Annotated in this window: 15 protein-coding genes and 1 pseudogene; 9 read left to right on the top strand and 7 right to left on the bottom strand. The window is 67.1% G+C overall.

Annotation, left to right across the window (positions count from 1 at the left end; all coding sequences use genetic code 11):
* Positions 1-50 precede the first annotated feature (50 nt).
* The 6 genes and pseudogenes from F8O07_RS05885 to F8O07_RS05860 all read left to right on the top strand — a co-directional run.
* Positions 51-2,657, top strand: a pseudogene (locus F8O07_RS05885) (ATP-dependent Clp protease ATP-binding subunit); the annotation flags it as partial.
* A gap of 211 nt (positions 2,658-2,868) precedes the next feature.
* Complete coding sequence (locus tag F8O07_RS05880) at positions 2,869-3,723, top strand: aldo/keto reductase (RefSeq protein ID WP_158031162.1); 855 nt, start codon at positions 2,869-2,871, stop codon at positions 3,721-3,723.
* A gap of 89 nt (positions 3,724-3,812) precedes the next feature.
* On the top strand, positions 3,813-4,532 hold the full coding sequence (locus tag F8O07_RS05875) for a DUF6226 family protein (protein WP_158031161.1): 720 nt from the start codon (positions 3,813-3,815) through the stop codon (positions 4,530-4,532).
* Positions 4,533-4,575: 43 nt separating this feature from the next.
* Positions 4,576-4,917, top strand: a complete 342-nt coding sequence (locus tag F8O07_RS05870) for a DUF6504 family protein (RefSeq protein WP_158031160.1) — start codon at positions 4,576-4,578, stop codon at positions 4,915-4,917.
* 5 nt (positions 4,918-4,922) lie between these two features.
* Complete coding sequence (dnaE, locus tag F8O07_RS05865; RefSeq protein WP_158031159.1) at positions 4,923-8,303, top strand: DNA polymerase III subunit alpha; 3,381 nt, start codon at positions 4,923-4,925, stop codon at positions 8,301-8,303.
* Between the two features lie 10 nt (positions 8,304-8,313).
* Positions 8,314-9,156: a GTP pyrophosphokinase family protein gene (locus F8O07_RS05860; protein WP_158031158.1), complete on the top strand. Its 843-nt coding sequence runs from the start codon at positions 8,314-8,316 to the stop codon at positions 9,154-9,156.
* A gap of 84 nt (positions 9,157-9,240) precedes the next feature.
* Here F8O07_RS05860 and F8O07_RS05855 read toward each other — a convergent pair whose 3' ends face one another.
* The 4 genes from F8O07_RS05855 to F8O07_RS05840 all read right to left on the bottom strand — a co-directional run bounded on the left by F8O07_RS05855 (position 9,241) and on the right by F8O07_RS05840 (position 12,634).
* Positions 9,241-10,029, bottom strand: coding sequence for an isocitrate lyase/PEP mutase family protein (locus F8O07_RS05855; RefSeq protein WP_158031157.1), 789 nt, complete (start codon positions 10,027-10,029; stop codon positions 9,241-9,243).
* A gap of 157 nt (positions 10,030-10,186) precedes the next feature.
* Positions 10,187-10,909, bottom strand: coding sequence for a CE1759 family FMN reductase (locus F8O07_RS05850; protein WP_158031156.1), 723 nt, complete (start codon positions 10,907-10,909; stop codon positions 10,187-10,189).
* A 59-nt stretch (positions 10,910-10,968) separates the two neighbouring features.
* Positions 10,969-11,478, bottom strand: coding sequence for a MarR family winged helix-turn-helix transcriptional regulator (locus tag F8O07_RS05845; protein ID WP_158031155.1), 510 nt, complete (start codon positions 11,476-11,478; stop codon positions 10,969-10,971).
* Positions 11,465-12,634, bottom strand: coding sequence for an LLM class flavin-dependent oxidoreductase (locus F8O07_RS05840; protein WP_158031154.1), 1,170 nt, complete (start codon positions 12,632-12,634; stop codon positions 11,465-11,467). The genes F8O07_RS05845 and F8O07_RS05840 overlap by 14 nt, the downstream gene beginning before the upstream one ends.
* 356 nt (positions 12,635-12,990) lie before the next feature.
* On the opposite strand from F8O07_RS05840, the gene F8O07_RS05835 reads away from it, so the two are divergent.
* Positions 12,991-14,043 (top strand): zinc-dependent alcohol dehydrogenase family protein, encoded by a 1,053-nt coding sequence (locus F8O07_RS05835; protein WP_158031153.1) that lies wholly within the window; start codon positions 12,991-12,993, stop codon positions 14,041-14,043.
* A 66-nt stretch (positions 14,044-14,109) separates the two neighbouring features.
* Here F8O07_RS05835 and F8O07_RS05830 read toward each other — a convergent pair whose 3' ends face one another.
* The 3 genes from F8O07_RS05830 to F8O07_RS05820 all read right to left on the bottom strand — a co-directional run bounded on the left by F8O07_RS05830 (position 14,110) and on the right by F8O07_RS05820 (position 20,902).
* A complete protein-coding gene (locus F8O07_RS05830) occupies positions 14,110-15,294 on the bottom strand; it encodes a polysaccharide deacetylase family protein (protein ID WP_158031152.1) in 1,185 nt (394 codons plus the stop codon).
* 104 nt (positions 15,295-15,398) lie between these two features.
* On the bottom strand, positions 15,399-16,190 hold the full coding sequence (locus tag F8O07_RS05825) for a DNA-formamidopyrimidine glycosylase family protein (RefSeq protein WP_158031151.1): 792 nt from the start codon (positions 16,188-16,190) through the stop codon (positions 15,399-15,401).
* Positions 16,190-20,902, bottom strand: a complete 4,713-nt coding sequence (locus F8O07_RS05820; protein WP_158031150.1) for an ATP-dependent helicase — start codon at positions 20,900-20,902, stop codon at positions 16,190-16,192. The genes F8O07_RS05825 and F8O07_RS05820 overlap by 1 nt, the downstream gene beginning before the upstream one ends.
* Positions 20,903-21,033: 131 nt before the next feature.
* Here F8O07_RS05820 and F8O07_RS05815 point away from each other — a divergent pair, with 131 nt between their 5' ends.
* Complete coding sequence (locus F8O07_RS05815) at positions 21,034-22,509, top strand: basic amino acid/polyamine antiporter (protein WP_158031149.1); 1,476 nt, start codon at positions 21,034-21,036, stop codon at positions 22,507-22,509.
* Between the two features lie 67 nt (positions 22,510-22,576).
* Positions 22,577-23,866: an arginine deiminase gene (locus tag F8O07_RS05810; protein WP_158031148.1), complete on the top strand. Its 1,290-nt coding sequence runs from the start codon at positions 22,577-22,579 to the stop codon at positions 23,864-23,866.
* The last annotated feature ends 46 nt before the right edge of the window (positions 23,867-23,912 follow it).

The following is a 23,912-nucleotide window of genomic DNA, read 5'->3' as shown; positions in this document are numbered from 1 at the left end:
AACGACTGTCAGATCGGTATCGCCCTCGCAGACACCGACGAGGAGGTACTGTGCCAGAGAACAACCCCCAGAACGGGAGCGAACGCGAACCGAGCGGGCAGGGATCATTCGACGAGTTTCTCGCACGCTACCTGAACGCCCAGCAGGCACGGCAGCAGGCTGCCGAAGGCCAGCGCACCATCGACATCAGCAGGTTTCTGACCCAGCGCACACAGCAGGCTCTGGCCGAGGCCGGATCGTACGCAGTCAGAAGAGGTCAGACCGAGGTCGACGCCCTGCACATGCTGCGCGTGCTCGCCGAGAACGCCCCAGTGCACGACGTGCTCACCCGCATGGGCGTGAGCGTCGAGCAGCTGGGGCGCGAGGTCGAGGCCAGGCTCCCCGTCGCCCGTGACGGTGCGACCGTGACCGAGGCCCCGAACATCACGCCCTCGCTGCAGCGCGCGCTCTTCCATGCCTTCCAGGTCGCCCGAGCCTCGGGTTCGACCTATGTCGATCTGGAGCATCTCTTCTTCGCACTCGTGCTCGCACAGGATGCGCCTTCCGCACAGATCCTGGCAGGGTTCGGCGTGACTGCGCAGTCGCTGATCGATTCGATGCGGCAGTCTGCCCGGCAGCCCGATGACGTGGCACCCGTCGACGACGCTGCGGCTGCGAACGCCGGCTCCTCGGAGGCGGACGCAGGCGGCGATGCGGAGCAGACTAACGCATCCGCCACATCGCAGACCCCGATGCTCGATCGCTTCGGCACCGATCTGACGGCACAGGCACGCGACGGCCGACTCGATCCGGTGATCGGTCGAGCCGACGAGATCGAGCAGACCGTCGAGATCCTCTCGCGCCGCACCAAGAACAACCCCGTGCTCGTCGGCGAGGCCGGCGTCGGCAAGACCTCCGTCGTTGAGGGCCTCGCGCAGGCGATCGTCGACGACGAGGTTCCGCATGCGATCGCCGGGCGTCGCCTGGTCTCGCTCGACCTGGCGTCAATGGTGGCCGGCACGCGCTTTCGGGGCGACTTCGAAGAGCGCCTGACCAAGCTTCTCGACGAGATCACCGCGCATCGCGATGAGCTCATCGTCTTCATCGACGAGCTGCACACGGTCGTCGGCGCCGGCGGCAGCGGCATGGGCGACGGCCTCGACGCGGCCAACATGCTCAAGCCGAGGCTGGCTCGAGGCGAGCTGCATATGATCGGCGCGACCACGCTCGACGAATATCGCAGGATCGAGAAGGATCCCGCCTTGGAGCGCCGGTTCCAGCCGGTCGCCGTCGACGAGCCGTCGGAGGACATCGCCGTGCGCATTCTGCACGGCGTCGCGCCCGCCTTCGCCGAGCATCACGACGTGCGGTACACGGATGCCGCGCTCGACGCCGCCGTGCGTCTGTCGGCCCGATACCTGCCCGATCGTCGTCTGCCCGACAAAGCGATCGACCTGATCGACCAGGCCGGGGCCAGGCTGCGTCTGCGGCTCGGCGATCGCATCGACACGCAGGCGCTGATGCGCCAGCTCATGGAGTTGGAGGCCGAGAAGAACGCCGCGGCGTCGACCGAGCAGTATGAGCAGGCCGGCCAGATTCGCGACCGCATCGAACAGGTGCAGGCGGCTCTTGACGCGGCGAGCGCGCACAATGCCCGCATCGAGCATCAGCATGCCGCGACGACGAGTTCGGCGCCGGCACCGACCGAGGCAGTGGTCGACGAGCGACAGATCGCCGAGGTGGTCGCGCGCCGCACAGGTGTTCCCGTCGATCGCATCAGCGAGGGCGAGCGCACACGGCTCGCGCACCTCGAGAGCGAACTGCACGAGCGCGTGATCGGTCAGCATGACGCGGTCGGCGCGGTGGCTCGGGCCGTGCGTCGTGGCCGCACCGGTCTGGGCGACCCGAACCGGCCCGTGGGCAGCTTTCTGTTCCTCGGCCCGACCGGGGTCGGCAAGACCGAGCTGGCCAAGACGCTCGCGGCCAGTCTGTTCGGCGACGAGCACGCGCTGCTGCGCTTCGATATGTCGGAGTTCGGCGAGAAGCACACCGCCGCGCGGCTGGTGGGCGCTCCCCCGGGCTACGTCGGCTATGACGAGGCCGGCGAGCTCACCGAGGCCGTGCGGCGCAGGCCGTACTCGGTGCTGCTGCTCGACGAGATCGAGAAGGCGCACCCCGACGTGTTCAACCTGTTGCTGCAGGTGCTCGACGACGGACGGCTGACCGACGGCCAGGGACGCACCGTCGACTTTCGCAACACCGTGGTCATCATGACCTCGAACATCGGCTCCGAGTTTCTGGCCTCACGGTCGGGAGCGCTCGGCTTCGTCGCGAACGCCGGCGACGACGCGACGGGCTTCGGTTCGGAGCGGGCGCTGCGCGATCGGGTGATGGGCCGTCTGCGTGAGGCGATGCGACCGGAGTTCCTCAACCGCATCGACGAGATCGTGCTGTTCCGTCGTCTCTCGCGTGAGCAGGTGGGGCTGATCGCACGCACCATGATCGCGGCGACGGCCGAGCGGCTGGCCGAGCAGGGCATCCGCCTGCAGGTCAGCGACCAGGCGGTCGACTGGCTCGCCGAACGCGGCTTCGAGCCCGAGTACGGTGCTCGTCCGCTGCGCCGCACGGTACAGCGCGAGATCGACGATCGCATCGCCGACCTGCTGGTCTCGGGGGCGAGCGGCACGGTGGTGACGGTCGATCTGGCGTCTGCGGAGACGACGGCGGATGCCGACGCGGTAGGCGCTTCAGCCGACGCCCGTCTGCAGGTGCGCTTCGAAGACGCGGACGACCACACGGGTCGTGCGGGTTCGGCATCGGTCGAGACCAACGCGGCCGGCGTGCATGAGGAGGTGGCAGGAGATGAGGCCGCGGCCTAAGGTCGTTGGCATGAGCACTTCCCCCGAGAACATGCAGACCCCGCACACCCTGAACGACGGCACCACCCTGCCTGCGATCGGTTTCGGCACCTACCGTCTGAACGGGCGTGCGGGTGCCGAAACGGTCGCCCGGGCGATCGACAACGGCTACCGCCTGATCGACACCGCTTTCAACTATGAGAACGAGGGCGCGGTCGGCGCCGGGGTGCGCCTCAGCAGCGTGCCGCGTGACGAGATCGTCGTCACTTCGAAGCTGCCCGGCCGCCACCATGCGTTCGACCAGGCCGTTCCCACGATCGAAGAGTCGGTCTATCGCACCGGTCTCGATCATCTCGATCTGCTGCTGATCCACTGGCCGAACCCGCTGACCGACCGCTACGTCGAGGCATGGCAGGCGCTGATCGAGGCGCGCGAGCGCGGGCTGACCCGTCGCATCGGCGTGAGCAACTTTCTGCCCGAGCACCTCGAACGTCTCGAGCGCGAGACCGGTGTGCTGCCGAGCGTGAACCAGATCGAGCTGCACCCGAGATTTCCGCAGCACGAGGCGGTGCGCTGGAACACCGAGCACGGCATCGTCACCGAGGCGTGGAGTCCGCTCGGCCGAGCCAGCGAGATTCTGCAGAACGAGACGCTTGAGCAGATCGCTCACGCGCACGAGCGCACCGTGGCTCAGGTCGTCCTGCGGTGGCACCTGCAGAACGGCGTAGTCCCGATTCCGAAGGCGACGCACTCCGATCGGCAGATCAGCAACCTCGATGTGTTCGACTTCGTCCTGAGCGACGAGGATCTCGCCGCGATCGACGGGCTGGCTCGCGAAGACGGTCGGCTCAAGGGGCAGGATCCCGCGACCTACGAGGAGTTCTGAACTCTCGCGATTTGAGAGGAATCGAGCCCGCCTGACAGATGCGGGCGCTGAAGCTGTTGCGGCCGGCGGAAAAGCGGAAGAATGGCCCTATGTTCCGGCTCTCACGCTCTGACCGCACCGCGGCGTCACCAGCCGTCGGTCTCAGCGTCTTCAGCGACCCGGATCGATTCGCTCCGCTGCACACGGTGGCGACAGAGCTCATCGAGCATTTGACGTCGGTCTACGACGTGCGTCGTGAAGACGGATTCGCGGTCACCGCCGAACTGCTGAACGCACCGACCGCAGCCGAGACCGTGCGAGCGGTGCGGCTGACACCGAATGACGACGCCTGCGCACCGATGGTGATCGTCCTCACGGACTTCCCAGGTGTTCGGATATACGCCGGCGCGCTTTTCGACGAGTTCTATCCCTCGTGCGGGTGCGACGCCTGCGCCGAGACGTGGGAGGGCTGCGCAGACGAGCTCAGGTGGCAGACGCTCGCAATCGCAGAGGGCGGCCTCGCCGAGAACGTAAGCGAACCGCGTCGCGCCAGATGGAGCTTCAGCCTGAGTCGCGGCATCGAGAAAGGTATGGGCCAGACCGTCTCCTGGCAGCTTCGCGCTGCTGACGGGTCAGCCGAGAGCAGTCAGCAGTCTCGTGCAGAAGACGTTCCTGACGATCTGCTGGCACGAGCCCGCACCCGACTTGACGTGCTCGGTGCGGCCAGCCCGAACGGCCGGTGGATGCCATGGACGAAGCGTGATCGGCGCGCGCAGGCGTGCGACCATCAGTCGTCGTTGCCGATGTCGGAGGGCACCTCTACGCTGTGATCATTCGAACATATGTTCGAACCAGTGAGCACAGCAGGAGGCCATGATGCCACGCAAGATCGATGAGGCGATCACCGTCGAGCTCTCGCACGAGGGCGAGCCGCGCAGTTTCGTCTGGCGCCGTTTCGAGTACGAGATCGTCGGGGTGCCGCAGAGCTTCTTTCACCGAAGGCGCTGGTGGTGTGCGCCCCAGTCCTCCCCCGCTGCGAGCGCGGTGAGCGCTCATCCGACGACGAGCGCAGCGGCAACAGCCTGCACACACCGCCAGCGCGTCGATCAGGAGCTCTGGCGCGTCGATGCCTCGTGCACGGGAGACGACTTTCACACCTACGACCTGCTGCGGCTGCCCGACGACGGCTGGCGGCTGCAGCTCGTCTGGGAGTGACCGGCATGCCTCCGTTCACGCATCTGCACGTGCATTCGGGCTTCTCGACACACTACGGCTGCACCACCCCGAGACGCCTCACCGAGCTGGCGTCGAGCGCCGACGCCGAACGTCTCGCCCTCACCGACCGAGACGGGGTCTATGCTGCGGTGGCCCATGTGCAGGCCTGCCGAGACGCGGCGCTCGCGCCGATCCTGGGCGCAGATCTCGCCGTGCACGGCAGCTTCGCCGAGCAGCTGGGCCGTGTCGTGCTGCTCGCCCACGGAGCAGTCGGCCGCAGCGACTCCACGGGGTGGTCGCAGGCCGGGCACGGCGCCGGCTATGCAGCGCTGTGCCGCATGGTGACCGCTGCACACGATCCCGGCCCAAGAGCGCGCCGTTCTTCGGCCCCTTCGCTCAGCCGTGACGCGCTCAGCGAGCTGCTGCGCGAACGGCCGCACCTGAGCGTGCTGCTCGGCCCGTCCAGCGACGTCGGCCGACTGGTCGAGGCGCGCCGGCTGCCCGAGGCTCGTGCGGCGCTGCGCGCCTGGTGCCGACTGGTGCCGCGCGAGCTGCTGGCCGTCGAGGTGGTGTGCTGGCTGGCCGAGCCGGGACAGCCCGGCAGCGTCACACCGGCCACACGGATGCTCTCGCTGGCCGAGGCGCATGGGCTCACGGCCGTGCTCACCAATCAGGTTCGATACGGCGAGCCAGATGAGGCAGCCACCGCAGACATCTCAGACTCTGCGCGTACGCTGCTGCCGCTCGACGACCTCGACCGCGACCGTCGCCTCACCGCCACCGGACAGGCCTGGCTGAAGCCCGCCTCCGCCATGCGGCGCATTGCCCGCATGGTCGTCGACGTGAGCGACCACACGACCACCGCGACAGATCTGCTCGCCGCCACCGAGCGTCTCGCCGAACGGTGCACGCTCGACCCCGAAGTCGATCTCGGCTGGGGGCATCCGCGCATGCCCGAGGCCGGTGTGATCGGAATCGAAGGAGACCCAATGCGCGCGCTGACCATGCGCGCCCGAGCTGCTGTCCCCGATCGGTACGCCCAGGCAGACCCCGCCCGCCTGCATGCGGTGCACGATCGTCTCGATCATGAGCTCGCCGACATCGAGACGTTGGGGTTCGCCCCGTACTTTCTGACCGTCGCCAAAGTCGTCGACCTGATTCGCGAGATGGGGGTGCGGGTGCAGGCCCGTGGGTCTGGGGTCGGCTCGATGCTGAATTATCTGCTGCGCATCTCAGGCGTCGAACCACTCGACAACGGGCTGCTCTGGGAACGTTTTCTCTCGCCCGAGCGCCGCACGCTGCCCGACATCGATCTCGACGTCGAGTCTGCCCGGCGCCATGACGTCTACCGGCGCATCTTCGCCGAGTTCGGCGACCAGCGGGTGACGCTGATGTCGATGACGAACACCTATCGCTCCCGTGGCGCGGTGCGCGATGCCGGGCTCGCTCTGGGCATCGAGGCCGAGCGCATCGACGCGATCGCCAAAGAACTGTGGAGGTTCAGCGCCGGCGGCTTTCGGCGGGCGCTGGCCGAGAAGCCCGAACTCGCCGACTTCGCCGAGCAGGTGCGCACCAGCCCGCAGCTTGATCTGCTCGTCGACGCCACCGAGCGTCTCGACGCACTGCCGAGACACATCTCCATGCATCCCTGCGGGGTCATTGTCTCCGATCTCTCGCTGCTCGACCGCACCCCGGTGCAGCCCTCAGGCATCGGGCTGCCCATGTCGCAGTTCGACAAGCACAGTGTCGACCCGATGGGGCTCATCAAGCTCGACGTGCTCGGCGTGCGAATGCAGTCAGCGATGGCCTATGCGGTGAGCGAGGTGAACCGGCTGCACGAGACGCCGCTCGATCTCGACGCCCTGCCGCTCGACGACCCGGCGACCTTCGAGACGATTCGCTCGACGCACACCTTGGGCATCTTCCAGATCGAGTCACCAGGGCAGATGGAGCTGGTCGGCAAGCTGCAGCCCGAGCAGTTCAACGACCTCACTGTCGACATCAGCCTGTTCCGGCCCGGCCCGATGAAGAACAACATGCCGCTGCAGTATCTGCAGGCTCGTCACGGCGAAGTGTCTCCGGCGGTCATTCACCCGCGCATCGATCCGATTCTGCGAGAGACGATGGGAGTCGTGATCTTCCACGAGCAGGTGATGCGTCTGCTCGACGAGCTCACCGGCTGCGGTCTGGCGAAGGCCGATGTGCTCCGCCGCGCAATGGCCGACGATCAGCAGCTCGACCAGATCGAGCAGATGGTCTTTCGCAATGCGTCGCTGCGAGGCATCCCGTCGTCGGTGACCGATCGTTGCTGGCGGATGCTGCGGGGATTCGCCAGCTTCGGCTTCGCGAAGGCGCATGGTGCGGCCTTCGCCCTGCCCACCTATCAGTCCGCCTGGCTGAAGACCCATCATCCGGCCGAGTTCCTCGCCGGTCTGCTGACCCACGACCCGGGCATGTGGCCCAAAGACCTGCTGCTCTCCGAGGCACGTCGCCTGGGCGTCCCGCTGCTGCCGCTCGACGTGCAGCGTTCCGGGCTCGACTACCGGGTCGAGCGGCTGCCCGAGCCTCAAGACCGGAGTCTCGGCATCCGCGTGCCGGTGACCGAACTGATCGGCAGCGCCCGGGCCGAGCAGGAGCGCCTGGTCGCGCATCAGCCGTTCGCGAATCTGCAAGACTTCCGTGATCGTGTGCGTCCGCGTCGCAGCACGTTCGAAGCGCTGGCCAGAGTCGGCGCACTCGACGCGTTCATCGGGCACGATTCCCGACGACGTCATGAGCTGCTCGCTCAGATCAGATCGATCACCGCCGCACCGATACGCATTCCAGCCCAGCAGCTGGCCTTCGACCTCGATTTGCCGACCTCGCCGCATCCCGAGGTCACCGCGATCGACCTGCGCACCCGCACCCAGACCGATCTCGAGATCGAGCATCTCGGCGTCGGTGTCGGGCACCATGTGATCACCCGCTTCCACCCGCTGTTCCGACGACTCGGGGTGACCCCGGCGCGAGATCTCGTCGGGCTGTCGGGAGGCACCGAGGTGCTGGTCGCCGGGGTGCGCAGAGCGACGAACACTCCCCCGATGCGCGGCGGCCGACGCGTGGTGTTCGTCTCGCTCGACGACGGCACCGGAGTGAGCAACATCGTCTTCTTCCACGACGCTCAGGAGCGCATCCGCAGCGGGGTCTTCCGCACCCAGTTCATGCTCGTACGCGGAGTCACCCGGCGCAGCGGGGCGAAGGGCATCAGCGTCACCGGTTCGATGGCTTGGAATCTCGTCGATGTGCAGGCGCAGCACGATGTGCAGGCGCAGCAGCAGCCCGGTGCCGGGCATCCGAGATCGTTGCAGCCGCGCGATCCACAGTCGCTGCAGAGAACGGCAGGCTAACGTGTATTCCATGAACGCTGACTATGAGCTCGTGCCTCGGCTCACGAATCAGAACCTGGCTCGGCTGGGAGACGACGACGTCGCTCATTGGCGTCAGCTCAGAGAGCAGTTCACCGGTTTTCTGCTGCAGTACAAGTTCGCCATCGACGAGGTGCTCACCAAAGTGAACATTCTGCGCGATGAGTTCGCGCATCTGCACAGCGAGAACCCCATCGAGCATGTGAAGTCCCGACTCAAGTCGCCCGAGAGCCTGCTCGACAAGATCGAGCGCAAGGGCATCGCCCCCGACTTCGACTCCATCCGCGCCGAGATCACCGACATCGCCGGCGTGCGCATCACCTGCAGCTTCGTCTCTGACATCGAACAGGTCTACCGCGCCCTGCTGCGCCAAGACGATCTCACCGTGCTGCAGGTCAAAGACTATGTGCACCAGCCCAAGCCCAACGGCTACCGCAGCCTGCACATGATCGTCTCGGTGCCGGTGTTCCTCTCATCGGGAACGGTTCCGGTGACGGTCGAGATTCAGATTCGCACCATCGCGATGGATTTCTGGGCGTCGCTCGAGCACAAGATCTACTACAAATACCGCCATGACGTGCCCGAGCAGATTCGACGCCAGCTGCACGAATCGGCCCAGACGGCGACCGAGCTCGACGAGCTGATGGCCGATCTGCATCAGCAGGTGCACGGCCTCGATGACGCCGAGACGATCGACGATCCCGATCTGTTCCACTCGCATCCGCGCGACAGCTATGCAGCGAACAGCACCGAGACGCCCGGGCTGCCGCTGCACAACCATCTGATCAACCGCCTGGCCCATCTGCGAGACCGATACGGCCAAGACGCGACCTGATCAGTCAGCCGTCTGCGAGACAGACGCACACTGCTCGGCCCAGCTCACTCAGCTCACTCAGATCGCCCAGATCGCCCAGCTCACTCAGTTCAGCTCGGGCGTGTCTTCGGGAATCACACCGTCGCCGTAGAGACTCGTCGCCAGATCGCGCAGCGCGCGCAGCGCATGCCGCTGGGTCATCGGCCCATATGAGATGCGAGCGACGCCGAGCTGCTCGTATTCTGCTGCGCTCAACGCGCCCGGCAGCCCGATCACGCTGAGACGGCCTCGCCCGAGGCCATCGACCAGTCGTTCGGTGGTCTCACGATCGAGCACTCCGGGCACGAACACCAGTGCCGCACCGGCCTCCAAATAGGCGCGGCCTCGGGTCACCGCATCGTCGATGATCACGTCAACGGGTCGGTCGCCACCGAGCACGAACGCATCGGTACGAGCGTTGAGCTGAAAGTCGACCCCGGCTGACCCCGCAGCTGCGACGACGCGGCGCACCGTCTCGACCGACGTCTCGAACGGCCGCAGACGATCTTCGATGTTCGCGCCCACCACGCCCACATCGATCGCACGGCGCACCGTCTCGGCGGCATCACCGTGCCCGTCGTCCAGATCAGCGCTCACCGGCAGCCCGGTCGCAGCCACGATGCGCGCAGTGGCTGCGAGCAGCAGATCAAGCGGAATCTCACCATCGGCATAGCCGTGACTCGCTGCGATCGAGTGCCCGGCGGTCGCCAGGGCCTTGGTCTCGGGCAGGTCTGCGACCACTGTGGCGGTGACCGCGTCCCAGACGTTCACCACCTGCAGGATGCCCGGGTCGCGATGCAGCGCACCCAACGTCTCGGCCCTGCGCGCGGTCTCGGCTCTCGTCGTCTCGCTCATGGTCGGTTCCTCTCGTCGGAGTCCGGCCGATCCGGTCGTGTCGGCCGGGGTCGAGCCGATGTCCCGGCCCGTTGCCACGAGACTAGCGACCGGTCGCCCGGCGAACCGCATTGCTTCCTCTCAGCGCGAACACCGTATACGTCGCCGAGCGGCAGCGTCACTGCCCACCGGCAGCCAGCCGCATCAGGTCAGAGTCGAAGTCGAGCCCGGCAGCATCCCCTGCACTAGTCTTGCCCCTCACTGCCGCCGTCTGCTCGGCGACCGATCCGAACTCATGCTGGTAGTGCTGCCAACCGCTGCTGGTGATCGCCCGCGCGACGTCGCTCGCCAGCAGCACGACCAGTTCGCTTGCCGCGCGATCAAGCCGCCCGCCCAGACTCGCCGAGCCCCAGTCTTCAGATGTGCTGAAGACCGAGGTCGGAATCGTCAGCGTGCGGAAGAACGCCATCGTCGAACGCAGCTGCTCGTCGACCACGAGCGCGTGCCGCGCAGTGCCGGCCGTGGCCAGCAGCGCGGTCGGCTTCGCCAGCAGCAGGTCTTGGTCGAGAATGTCGAGAAAGCTCTTGAGCAGCCCGCTCATGCCGGCTTTGTAGATCGGCGTCGCGACCACGATCGCATCCGCTGTGGCCAGCCGATCGATCGCCTGTGCGATCTCGACGCTCTGCAGACCGCTGATCATCGCCTGCACGATCTGCTGTGCCAGCGGGCGCAGCTCGATCTGACGCACCTCGACGGTGACCTGCGCCGCCTCGGCTCGCTGCAGCACCCGCCGCACGAACTGATCGGCCAGAAGATGCGTCGACGACGGCTGCGACACCCCGGCGCTGATCACCACGATCTGCCGGGTGCGCCCGGTCGCCTCGTCTTTCTGCGGTTCCATCGTTCTCACCTGTTCTCTCTCACTCTGCTGACTCGTCTCGCGCACGACCATTCCCCGGCTCATGCCTCGCCGTCTTCGGCAGCCGAACGTGCCAGCCGCGCCGCCAGATCGCGCAGCTGCTCCAGCTCCGCGTCGCTCAGCGACGCCGTCAGACGGTCGGCCACCAGTCGTGCATGCCGTCGGCCGACAATCCGCTGCACTCGGTGTCCCTCTGCAGTCAGCGTCACGCAGACCCGCCGGCTGTCGTGCGGCATCCGCTCACGACCGACCAGACCACGGCCGACCATGCGCTCGACCAGGCGCGAGAGGGTCGGTTGCGTGAGCATCACACTCGTGTTCAGTTCGCCCATGCTCAGCCCGTGCGGCTCTTTCGCCAGGGTGTAGAGCACGTCGTACTCGCTCAGCGACACCTGCTGCCAGATGTCGTCGGCCTCGAAGGCGTGCAGCAGTCGCCCCTGAGCGCGAAAGAGCGCCTCCCACGCCTCGTTCGCGATGCGCACCGACCTGCGCGCGCCGCCTCGGCCGGCGACAGCACCGGCGCCGGTCGCGAGCGGCTCACCGGCGCACATCGTCGGTGTCCTGGTAGGGCGAGCCACCGGTGACGTTGTCGCCGCGGTTGGCGTTCGGGCGGGGCTGGCGCGGTTCGGCGTCGCCGTACTTCGCACGCACCAGAGACGCGTGCGTCGGCGCGTCGGGCACACCTGGAGCGCGCAGCGCCGCCAGCTCGCGACGCAGCACGGGCACGACCTCGCCGCCCAGCAGCTCGAGCTGGTCGAGCACGGCTGTCAGGGGCAGCCCCGCGTGATCCATCAGGAACAGCTGACGCTGGTAGTCGCCGAACGACTCCCGGAACGTGAGCGTCTTGTCGATGACCTCCTGCGGGCTGCCCACGCTGAGGGGCGTCTGACTGGTGAAGTCCTCCATCGTGGGCCCGTTGCCGTAGACCGGTGCGTGGTCGAAGTACGGCCGAAACTCGCGGATGGCATCCTGCGAGCGTTTCGCGATGTAGGCCTGACCGCCGAGTCCGACGATCGCCTGGGCCGCCGTGCCGTGCCCGTAGTGCTCGAAGCGCTGCCGATACATGCGGATCAGCCGCATGTAGTGCTCTTTGGGCCAGAAGATGTTGTTGGCGAAGAAGCCGTCGCCGTAGTAGGCCGCCTGCTCGGCGATCTCTGGTGTGCGAATCGAACCGTGCCAGACGAAGGGCGGCACGTCGTCGAGCGGCCGCGGCGTCGAGGTGAATCCCTGCAGCGGCGTGCGGTAGCTGCCCTGCCAGTCGACGACGTCCTCTCGCCACAGCCGGTGCAGCAGGTTGTAGTTCTCGAGCGCCATGGGCAGAGACTCGCGGATGTCTTTGCCGAACCAGGGGTAGACCGGCGCGGTGTTGCCGCGGCCGAGCATCAGATCCATGCGTCCGTCAGAGACGTGCTGAAGCATCGCGTACTCCTCGGCCAGTCGCACCGGATCGTTCGTGGTGATCAGCGTGGTCGAAGTGCTCAGCACGATGCGCTCGGTCTGCGCCGCGATGCTGGCGAGCAGCGTGGTCGGCGACGACGAGAAGAACGGCGGGTTGTGGTGCTCGCCGATGGCGAAGACGTCCATGCCGACCTCTTCAGTCTTCTTCGCAATGGCGACCGCCGCTTTGATGCGCTGCGCCTCGCTGGGTGTCTCGCCGCTGACCGGGTCGCGGGTGATGTCGCTGACCGAGAAGATTCCGAACTGCATGACTGCCGCCTCTCATCGTGTGGCCGAGGGATGCCGTGGTGCTGCAGCGATCTCGGTGATCGGTGCGGCATATCTGGGCGGCATGTCTCGGGTTATCGGCTTGGTGCCATTCTACTTGTATCTGCAACTTATGCAAGTGGATAGATATGACTGGGGCGGAGCACAGTCGATCCTCAGACGACACATCAGATGTTTCACTTTGAGACACCGAGCTGCTCTGGTCGCGCATGTCCTGCCGCCCGAATGAACCGAAACCACCTCAATTGCGACTCCTTCGCACTCCCCCGGCCGATGCATCCACTCGATACATTCGCCAGTGGCGCGCGAGCGACGCACGCAGAATCAGGGAGGACATTATGAAAGCAGCAGTACTCGAGGAGTTCAACGCTCCGCTGAACATCACCGACGTTCCAGAGCCCACGCTCACCGATGACGGTGCGATCATCGACGTGCAGGCATGCGGCATCTGCCGCTCCGACTGGCACGGCTGGCGCGGCGAGTGGACGGGCTTTCTCGCTCCGCTGCCTATGATCGGCGGGCACGAAATGAGCGGCATCGTCACCGAGATCGGCAAGAACGTCTCGCGGGTCAAGGTCGGCGATCGCGTGATCGTGCCGTTCACGTGTGGTGACGGCACATGCCAGCACTGCCTCGAGGGCGACTCGAACGTCTGCGACCATCAGACCATGCCCGGATTCACCTACAACGGCGGCTTCGCGCAGTTCGCGCACGTGCCGACCGCAGACTTCAATCTGATCCCGCTGCCCGACGAGGTCGAGTTCACTCAGGCCAGCGGCATGGGATGCCGCTTCATGACCGCCTACCACGGCGTGCTCAGCGTCGGCAAAGTCAAGCCCGGCGAGTGGGTCTCGGTCTACGGAGCCGGAGGCGTCGGCCTGTCGGCCATCCAGATCGCCACTGCGGCCGGTGCCAACGTCATCGCCGTCGACATCGCCGCCGACAAACTCGAGTTCGCCCGCAAGGTCGGCGCCGTGCACACCATCAACAGCTTGGAGACCGACCCTGCCGAGGCTGTGCGCGAGCTCACGCACGGTGGCGCACACGTCAGCATCGACGCCCTCGGCATCAATGCCACGCTGCAGAGTTCACTGCGCAGTGTGCAGCGCAAAGGCCGCGCCGTGCAGATTGGCATGACTGCCATGGGCAAAGCCGGAGACATCCCGATCACCGTCAACGACATCATCGCCAATGAGGTCTCGTACCTCGGATCTTTCGGTATGCCACGCTCGGAATTCCCCCTGCTGCTCAGCCAGGTGGCCACCGGTAAGCTGCGCCCCGGTGACCTGGTCACCGGCGAGACCGACCTGCACGGCATCGAGAAGATCTATCACGACATGGACGAATTCAAGGTGAACGGCGTCACCGTCATCACCGACTTTTCGAAGTAGGTAGATTTCACGCATCACGAGGCTCGGGGCGTGCACAGCCACATATGGCGTGCACGCCCCGAGTCGTCACTGCGCCAGCGCGGCCTTCACCGTTGCGAGCTTCATGCCGTAGTCGATGCGCACGCGCGGCAGTGCGAGCTTGTCGCTGCCCTGGTGCACCGTGCCGCCGGCGACGGTGACCGCGAGATCGAATCCTGCCTGCCGTACGCCCTGCTCTGCGACGGCGTTGTGATGGCCGAAGGGATAGGCGATGACCTCCTTCGCACCGAGAATGTCGGCCGAAGTCTGCAGATCCTGCGCCACGGCTTGAGCCGACTCGTTCACCATGCGCCCCTTGCCGTTCGCCCCGGCACGGTGCATATCGTGCGTGTGCGAGCGCTGCAGCACGAAGCGGTTCGGCGTCGCCTCGGTGCGCGCGCTCGTGATCACGAACGACGTCGCCAGAACCTGATACCGCTCGACGATCGGCGCGGCGAGTTCGAGCCACGATGAGTCTGCGTCGTCATCGGTGACGATCACCGACTTGCGCGGCAGCGCCAGACGCCCGTCGATGAACGCCTCGAGCTCATCCCAGGTCGGCAGGTAGTACTCGTTCTCGGCGATATAGCGGATGTGATCCTCGAAGTCTCCGATGTACGCATAGTTCAGGCGCAGCCAACCGCGCTCGCCCTCCGGCTTCGCCGTGAACTGGTGATACATCAGAATCGGCACCCGCACGTCGGCCGCACGCACCGCATCCGGCGTCTGCCACGCCGCATGCAGCGTGCTCTCGCCGTCAGCGCAGTCGACCAGATGCGCTCCGTTGATTCGGGCGCGCTGATCGGCGGATGCGGCGCTCGCGGCATCTGCATACCAGCCGGCGAACACCCAGCCGGTTCGATCCGGCACCGGCAGATCATGATAGAGCTCGCCGGCGGCCTCGGTGACCGCAGGCTCCTGCACGTCGTCGCCGACGAATGAGATCTCGCAGCGATCGGCACCAGCAGCGCTGCTGCCCCGTGACGCCGCTGAGTTCGGCGCATCGGCTCCACCAGCTCCACCCGCTCCGTCGGCTCCATCAGCTCTGGCGCCCGCAGACACGCCTCCCTGGGCCAGCGACGAAGGCTCCGAGCCGACGCTCGGAATCAGTGCGCCCACGACGAGGAGCACCGCAGTGAGCGTGACGAGAGCCGCCGTCAGCAGACGGATCTCGGCGAGACGATGCCGACCTCTGGCATGTCGGTACCGTCTGCGACGCTGCGCCTGACTCATTTTGGTTCCCCTCCGCCCGAATGCCACCGTGCACCCGAACCGCCACAAGTCTGCCTGAGACAAACACGAATTGGTAACAACCGGCTCGGCGGCCGATGGCTCGGTCAGCCGTGCCTCGGCTGACAGCGCGGGCACCAGTACACATCGCGTAGGCGCGTCGCATCGGCACCGAGACGGTCGAAGCGGATCTCCTCGCCGCATCGGCGACAGGGCAGGCCGGCGCGAAAGCAGACATAGAGTCGTTCGCCGCGCCGGCGGTTGCCCGTCGTCGTGCGTTCGACGCGGTCGCGGTTCGCACGGATCATCCGTGCACCGAGGCGCAGCACAGCCCTGGCGTCCACCTGATTCGCCGGGGTGTGCGGGTCGACGCCGCGCAGAAAGCAGATCTCATTGCCATACTCGTTGCCGAACCCGGCGACGTTGCGCTGGTCGAGCAGGGCGACGTGCAGCGGGCGCACATCGGCTGACAGCCTCTCGGCGGCGACCTCGAGCCCGCCGTGATCCCACTGCGGCTTCAGCGGGTCGGGCCCGAGATGGTCGATCAGCAGGTGCTCTTCGGCGCGCGGCACGACGCGAACCTCGGCGAGTTCGAAGCCGACCGTCACGATCGTCGCAGTGGCCAGCACGGCTCGTGCCTGATAGCCGGGCGAGCACCAGCGCTGTCCGGGCCGGTAGCGATCCCAACGCCCCTCCATGCGCAGATGCGAATGCAGCGTGTAGTCGCCGATGTGATGCAGGATGTGCTTGCCGTAGCAGGTCACACGGTCGACCCGGCACCCGGCCAGATCGACCGTCGCCGCCCGCGGCACCCGCACATCGAACCGGGTGAGCGTCTGCCCGTGCAGCGCCTCGTCGAGCGCAAGTGCGGTGCGGTAGACAGTGTCTCCTTCTGGCATCAGCGCACCCGCCTGCGCAGTATCAGGCCCCGCGGCGTCTCTTCGAATCCGGCGTCGATCAGCGGTCGCCGCCAGACCGAGCCGCCGACGGGTTCGCCGTCGATCTTCAGCACGGTGAACGTCGCCAGGTGTCGGCTCTGCACTGTTTCGACCAGCGAGCGTGCTGCGGCGTCGCGGCGCGTCTGTCGCTGCGCCGGGTCGTCGGCCGAGGCCGCTTCTGCTGAGACGAATGAGACGGCGGTGCGACCGCCCCGCTCAAGGTAGAGCACAGGCTCGCCGTCGACGATGGTGACCAGCGCGCCAGGGTTGCGCTTCGGGCGCCCAGAGTCGGCCGATTCCGCTTCTGGCCAGGGCAGTGCCGCCCCGAACGGGTTCGCCGGATCGGTCGCCGACAGCGTCAGCGCCTGCCCCGATGACAAGACGTGCAGATCTGCGAACTCCCGCAGTCGATCGACGGTGCCCGATGCCGCGAACTGGGCTCCGCCGAGTCCGTCGATCAGGTAGCCGCGACGGCAGTAGCCGCCGCGCTCGAACTCGGCAAGCAGCTGATACACCTGGGCGAAGCCGCCCGGAAATCCCTCGGCCATGACAGACCCGCGCGTCACCACCCCGTAGCGATCGAGCAGCAGCCCCGCCTGCGCCGAGAGACGCTCTGCCCGCTCGGCGGTGCTGTGCGGCACCAGCGCCCAGCGCCCGGCCAGTCTCGGTTCGGTCGCAGCGGCGTGTGCGGCTCCGGTGCGCATGCGCGAATCGCCCTCGCCAACGGTCTGGTCGTGGGCCCTGGCCTCGCGCACGCGCGCGAACGCGCCCCGGCGGATGCTGCGGGCGGCACTCGGGCGAGTGCGCGTCTTCTGCGCGGCATGGGTTCCGCTGACCGTCGCCCGCAGCGGGCCGAGGCTGTCGGTCGTGATCGCCCCGGACCATGCGAGCTCCCAGACGGCGGCGGCCAGCTGCTCGGTCGAGAATTGTGCACCCCGTGCGATCAGACGCTCACGCAGTTGGTGGGCGAAGAGCGCGCCGTCGTCGCCGAGCACGTCGGCGATCAGCTGCGAGAGCCCCGACGGCTTGTCGCTGCCGTCGGAGTCATCGGAGGTCTGCCGCGTGAGATCGAGGGTGTCGGCCAGATGAAGGCTGACGCGCCCGTCATGACCCGGCAGCTCACCCTCCCCCACCCACAGCACCTGACCGGAGGCGATCAGCTCGTCGAGCATCGCGGGTGTGTAGTCCGCGACACGCTGCGGCAGCACCATCGTCTCAAGCGTCGAGGCAGCCAACGGCAGACCGGCGAGCTGTTCGATCACCGAGAGCAGACCGTCGAGACCTCGCTGCTGGTTCGAGCAGCCCTGCCAGTCGCTCAGGAACATCGCGAAGGCGTGCTGCGGCACCGGTTCGATGCTGCCGCGCAGCTTCGCCAGGCTGCGCGACCGCAGCCGACGCAGCACGTCGCGATGCACCCACTCGACGTCGTCATCGACGTCGGCGGCGGCCGCGTGCTGCGGGCGGAATCGGCCGCGCAGGAGCAGCCCCTCGACGACGAGACGCTCCAGAGCGCCCCGTACCACCGCCGTGCCCAGCCCGAAATGCGCGGCCAACGCTGCTGCGGTGAACGGTCCGTTGGTGGCGGCCCACCGCACGACCAGTTCGCGCAGCGGATCGGAGACAGGCTGCGTGTGGGCATCGGCGACGCCGACCGGCAGCGCTGTGCCCAGTGCGTCGCGCAGCAGGCCGGCGTCTTCGACAGCCGCCCAGACCTCGGCACCGGCGATGCGCACACGGATCACCCGTCGCGCATTCTCGAGTTCGCCCAACAGCTCGGCTGCCGCAGGCGACGCCTCGGCGAGACGGGCGTGCACCTCTGCCGTGCTCAGCGGCCCGAGCATCCGCAGCAGGTCGGCGACGCCCTCGACACCGTGCACACGGAAGGCGGGAGCCGTGCGCTGCAGCTCGGCCTCGACGTCGGTCACCGCCTCGGGGTCGAGCAGCTCGCGCAGCTCCACCTCGCCCAACAGCTCGCGCAGCAGCTGCGGGTCGACCGTCAGCGCAGCGATGCGGCGCTCGCCCAGGGGCTGATCGCCCTCGTACATGAACTCGCCGACATAGCCGAAGAGCATCGACCTCGCGAAGGGCGAGGGCAGCTCGCAGGCGACCTCGCGCAGACGCACGCGACGCGAGTCGACACGCTGCATCAGGCCGACGAGCGCGTCGATGTCATAGACGTCTTGCAGACACTCGCGCACAGTCTCGAGCACGATCGGAAACTGCGGATGCCGTGCGGCGATCTCGAGCAGTCGGGCCGAACGCTGGCGCTGCTGCCACAGCGGTGATCGGCTGCCGGGTTTGGACGCCCCGAGCAGCAGCGCTCTCGCGGCGCACTCGCGAAAGCGAGCTGCGAAGAGCGCCGACCCGCTCACCTCGGCGGTGACGATCGAGCGGATCTCGTCGGGGTCGAACACGAAGAGCTCCGCCCCCGGCGGCGTGCTCTCGGTGTCAGGGATGCGAACGATGATGCCGTCGTTGCTCGCGATGGCGCTGCCTTCGATGCCGAGCTGCTCTCTCACCCGTGCGGTGACGGCCAACGCCCACGGTGCGTGCACCGCCTGACCATAGGGAGATTCGAGCACCAGTCGCCAGTCGCCCACGTCGTCGCGGGTGCGTTCGACCGTGAGCGCCCGATCAGTCGGCACCATACCGGTCGCCTCGCGCTGCTCGGCCAGATAGGCCAGCGTGTTCTGCACCGCTCGTCGATCAAGCCCGGCACGCTGCAGCCGTTCGGCGGCTCCATCGTCTTCGAGGCCGCGCAGCATCTCGCCGAGAGCCTCTCCGAGTTCGGCCGGCCGAGCGGCGCTGTCGCCGCGCCAGAAGGGCATACGACCTGGCTGCCCGAAAGCGGGCACGACGTTGACGCGGTCATGCGTGATCTCGCGAATGCGCCACGAGGTCGTGCCCAGTGTGAAGACGTCGCCGACACGCGACTCATAGACCATCTCTTCGTCGAGCTCGCCCACTCTCGTGCCGCCGCCCTCGTCGCCGGTCACCGCCACAACCCGGAACAGGCCGCGATCGGGAATCGTTCCCCCGCTGGTGATCGCCAGCCGTTTGGCGCCTGGTCGCGCTTCGAGCGTCTGGGCGTCACGATCCCACAGCACGCGCGGGCGCAGCTCTGCGAACTCGCTGGACGGATACCGCCCGGAGAGCAGGTCAAGAGTGGCCACGTATGCGCTGCGCGGCAGCGACGCGAACGGCGCCGCACGTCGCACGGTCTCGAACCAGGCTTCGACGTCAAGCGTCTCGACCGAGGCCGCGGCCACCGTCTGCTGAGCGAGCACGTCGAGCGGGTTCGCCGGCATGTGCAGGTGTTCAATCTCGCCGGCGAGCATACGCTCGGTGACGATGGCGGTCTCAAGCAGCTGCTGGCGATGCGTCGGATAGAACACCGCACGCGAGATGCCGTCGACCTGGTGCCCCGCTCGTCCGACCCGTTGGAGTCCGCTGGCCACTGACGGCGGGGCGTCGATCTGCACAACGAGGTCGACGAGCCCCATGTCGATGCCGAGTTCGAGGCTCGACGTGGCCACCACGCACCGCAGCCGCCCGCTCTTGAGCGCCTCTTCGACCTCGGCCCGCTGGTCTTTCGAAACCGACCCGTGATGCACCCGTGCCAGCGGTTCGACCTCGTCATCGGCGCTCTGCAGCTGGGCGTCCAGCTCGTTGAGCCGGGCGGTGACACGCTCGGCGAGCCGTCGGGAGTTGGCGAACACGATCGCCGAGCGCACGCTCCGGATGCGTTTCAGCAGTGACGCCTCGATCGCCGGCCACATCGACCCCACTCTGTGCTCGCCGTCGCCGTTCGCAACGGCGTTGGGGCCGCTCGAAGCGGCTTCCTCGCCCCGGTCGCCAGCCGACGCCACGCTTTCGGGCATCGGCGGGTTCGACATATCGTCGACAGGCACCTCGACCGTCAGATCGAATCGCCGACGGCGATCGGGCGCAACCACCTGCACCGGCCGCGAGCCGCCCAGGAATCTTGCGACGGCATCGATCGGACGCACCGTCGCGCTCAGGCCGATGCGCTGCGGCGACGTCTCGAGCAGCCCCTCGAGACGTTCGAGTGAGAGTGCGAGATGCGCACCACGTTTGTCGTCGGCGAGCGCATGGATCTCATCGACGATAACCGTGTGCACTGTGCGCAGCGTCTCGGCCGCCTTGCTGGTGAGCATCAGATAGAGCGACTCAGGCGTGGTGATCAGCACATCGGGCGGGTGTGTCACGAGACGGCGCCGCTCTTTGGGCGTCGTGTCGCCCGAGCGCACGCCGACCGTGATCGGCGGCAGTGTCTCGCCCAGACGCTCGGCGGCCTGGCCGATGCCGATCAGAGGTGCGCGCAGGTTTCGCTCGACGTCGACGCCCAGCGCCTTCATGGGCGAGACATAGAGAATGCGCACGCCTGGCGCCGCTGCGGTTGCGGACTCAGGCAGATCGGCATCGGCACGGGCAGATCGGCGCTCGCGCACGAGCCGGTCGATCGACCAGAGAAACGCCGCGAGCGTCTTGCCCGACCCGGTCGGTGCCACGACCAGTGTGTGCCTGCCTCGTTCGATCGCCTGCCAGGCCCCCACCTGAGCATCGGTCGGCGCCGCGAAGGCCGAGTCGAACCAGGCTCGGGTGGGCTCAGAGAACGGCGCGACTGCCCCGATCTGTGCGTCCGATGTCATGCAGTCATCCTAGGTGCGACCGCTGACACGGTGTGGCGACGGCTGTCCGCCTGAATTGACCAGTTGCTCAATGTAAGGTGAAACCGACGCCGAACAGGCGGTTCAACCGATCAGTGCGACAGGAGTGCAGCATGCACGCGACAGAGAACGGGTCACCGCAGGCCGGTGTGGCGCAGAAGCCCTCGTCAGGCGCCAGCACCAAAGTCACCGTCGCCACCCTGACCATGATGGTCATCGGCTCGATGGTCGGTGCGGGCGTGTTCTCTCTGCCACGTCGGTTCGCCCAAGAGACGGGTGTGCTCGGCGCACTGATAGCCTGGGTCGTCGCCGGCTTCGGCATGCTCATGCTCGCCTTCGTGTTCCAGCGGCTTGCGAAGCGCAAACCCGCACTCGACGCCGGGGTGTACGCCTACGCGAAGGCCGGGTTCGGCCAGTTCGTCGGCTTCTTCTCGGCGATCGGATACTGGGCCAGCGCCTGCGTGGGCAACGTGACGTACTGGGTGCTCATCATGTCGACGCTCGGCGCGCTCTGGCCGGCGCTCGGCGAGGGCGACACCTGGGTGGCGATCCTGCTCAGCTCGATCGGGCTCTGGCTGTTCTTCCTGCTCATCAAACAGGGTGTCAAAGAGGCGACCGCCATCAACCGCATCGTCACGATCGCGAAGCTGGTTCCCATCATCGTGTTCGTGCTGATCGCGATCTTCTGCTTTCACCCCGACGTGTTCGTCGACAACCTGATGGGTGCTGACTACGCCGGCTCGCTCATGACCCAGGTGCGTGACACCATGCTGGTGACGGTGTTCGTCTTCATGGGCGTCGAAGGCGCCAGCGTCTACTCCCGCCACGCACAGAAGCGCGAACACGTCGGGCGCGCCACGGTGCTCGGCTTCCTCAGCGTCTTCGCCATCTTCGCCTCGGTGACCGTCGTCTCGTACGGCATCCTGCCGATGGGCGAGATCGCCGCGCTGCGACAGCCGTCGATGGCCGGAGTGCTCGAAGCCGCGGTCGGTCAGTGGGGCACGGTCTTCGTCAGCATCGGACTGATCGTCTCTGTGCTCGGAGCCTACCTGGCCTGGAGTCTGATGGCCGCCGAGGTGCTCTTCGTCGCGGCCAAAGACAGGGATCTCCCCAAGTTCCTCGCCAAACAGACCGGTGACGACGTTCCCGTCAACGCCCTGCTGCTGAGCACCCTGCTCGCCCAGGTGGTGCTCGTGATCACCTACTTCTCTGAGGAGGCCTTCGACTTCGCCTTGGACCTGACTGCGGCGCTGTCGCTCATCCCGTACTTCCTGGCCGCGGCCTACGCGCTGAAGCTCGTGGTCACACGAGAGACGTATCTGCACGAGCGGCCGCGCCGTCTTGCCGCCGATGCGGTGATCGCCGTGCTCGCTGTCGTCTACACGCTGTTCCTGATCTACGCGGCGGGCCTGCAGTTCCTCCTCATCTCGATGATCTTCTATGCGCCGGCCACGATCCTCTTCGCGATCACCAGACGAGAGCAGCATCGACGCGTCTTCTCGACCGGCGAGCTCGTGCTCTTCGCGGTCGTGGTCATCGGCGCGATCGTCGGCGTCGTCGGCCTGGCGCAGGGGCTGATCCAGCTCTGACGCAGCGACCTGGCAGGCCCGTTCTCGTTCCACCCGATCCACGCAACTTCTGAAAGGAACCGACATCATGACAGACTCATCAGAGGGCGCCGCACAGACTGCGGTCGGCAGCGGCCGCGCCGAAGCATACGGAGTGCACTCCGAGGTCGGACGACTCCGCAAAGTGCTCGTCGCCGCACCGGGACTCGCCCACGAAAGGCTCACGCCGTCCAACTCCGACGACCTGCTCTTCGACGACGTGCTCTGGGTCGAGAAGGCCCAGCGCGATCACCTCGATTTCAGGAACAAACTCGCGAATCGCGGCGTCGAGGTGGTCGAGCTGCACGAAGTGCTCGCCGAGACGATCGACGTGCCCGGCGCCCGCGCATGGCTGCTCGACCGGCTCGTGATCGCGAACACCGTCGGCATCGGTCTGGTCGCTGCGACCCGCGAGTTCCTCGACGAGCTCGACAGCGCATCCCTTGCCCGATACCTCATCGGCGGGCTCGGCCTGCACGACCTGCCCACCGATCTGCACCCCATGCTCGGAAGCCTCGCCCAGTACACCAAGGGCGCTCGCGAGTATCTGCTGCCGCCGCTGCCGAACACGCTGTTCACCCGCGACACCACCTGCTGGATCTACGGCGGCCTGACGCTCAATCCGCTCTACTGGCCGGCACGACACGGCGAGACCCTGCTCATGAAGGCCATCTACCTCTTTCACCCCGACTTCGTCGGCTCGAAGGTCTGGTGGGGCGACCCCGAACAGGATTGGGCACAGGCGTCGCTCGAAGGCGGCGACGTCATGCCCGTGGGCAACGGCATCGTGCTGATCGGCATGAGCGAGCGCTCGTCACGACAGGCCATCACACAGGTGGCGAAGGCACTCTTCGACGAAGGTGCGGCAACACAGGTGATCGTCGCAGGCATGCCGAAGCTGCGCGCCGCGATGCACCTCGACACCGTCTTCACCTTCGCCGATCGAGATCTCGCGACCGTGCACCCGGCGATCGTCGACGGCGTGCACACGTTCAGCATCCACCCGAGCGACAAGGAGCCCGGCTTCGAGATCGTCGACGAGGGCGACGCCCGCTTCACCGACGTCGTCGCACGAGGTCTGGGCCTGCCCAAGCTGCGTCTCGTCGAGACGGCGGGCGACTTCTACGCCTCAGAGCGTCAGCAGTGGGACAGCGGCAACAACGCCGTGGCCGTCGAGCCGGGTGTGGTCTTCACCTACGACCGCAACACCCAGACGAACGCGGCCCTGCGCAAGGCAGGCGTCGAGGTCATCACCATCGCCGGTGCCGAGCTCGGGCGCGGGCGCGGAGGGGGCCACTGCATGACCTGCCCCATCATCCGCGACGCCGTCGACTGGTAGTCGCGATCGCTTCGGCGGGAGCGCCGTACGCAGGCGCCCCCACCGA

This window comes from Pseudoclavibacter sp. CFCC 13796, from assembly GCF_008831185.1.
In the GTDB taxonomy this organism is placed as follows: Bacteria; Actinomycetota; Actinomycetes; order Actinomycetales; family Microbacteriaceae; genus Pseudoclavibacter_A.
The sequence above is the reverse complement of the archived record's forward strand: the minus strand, read 5'-3'. Positions and strand labels throughout refer to the sequence as shown.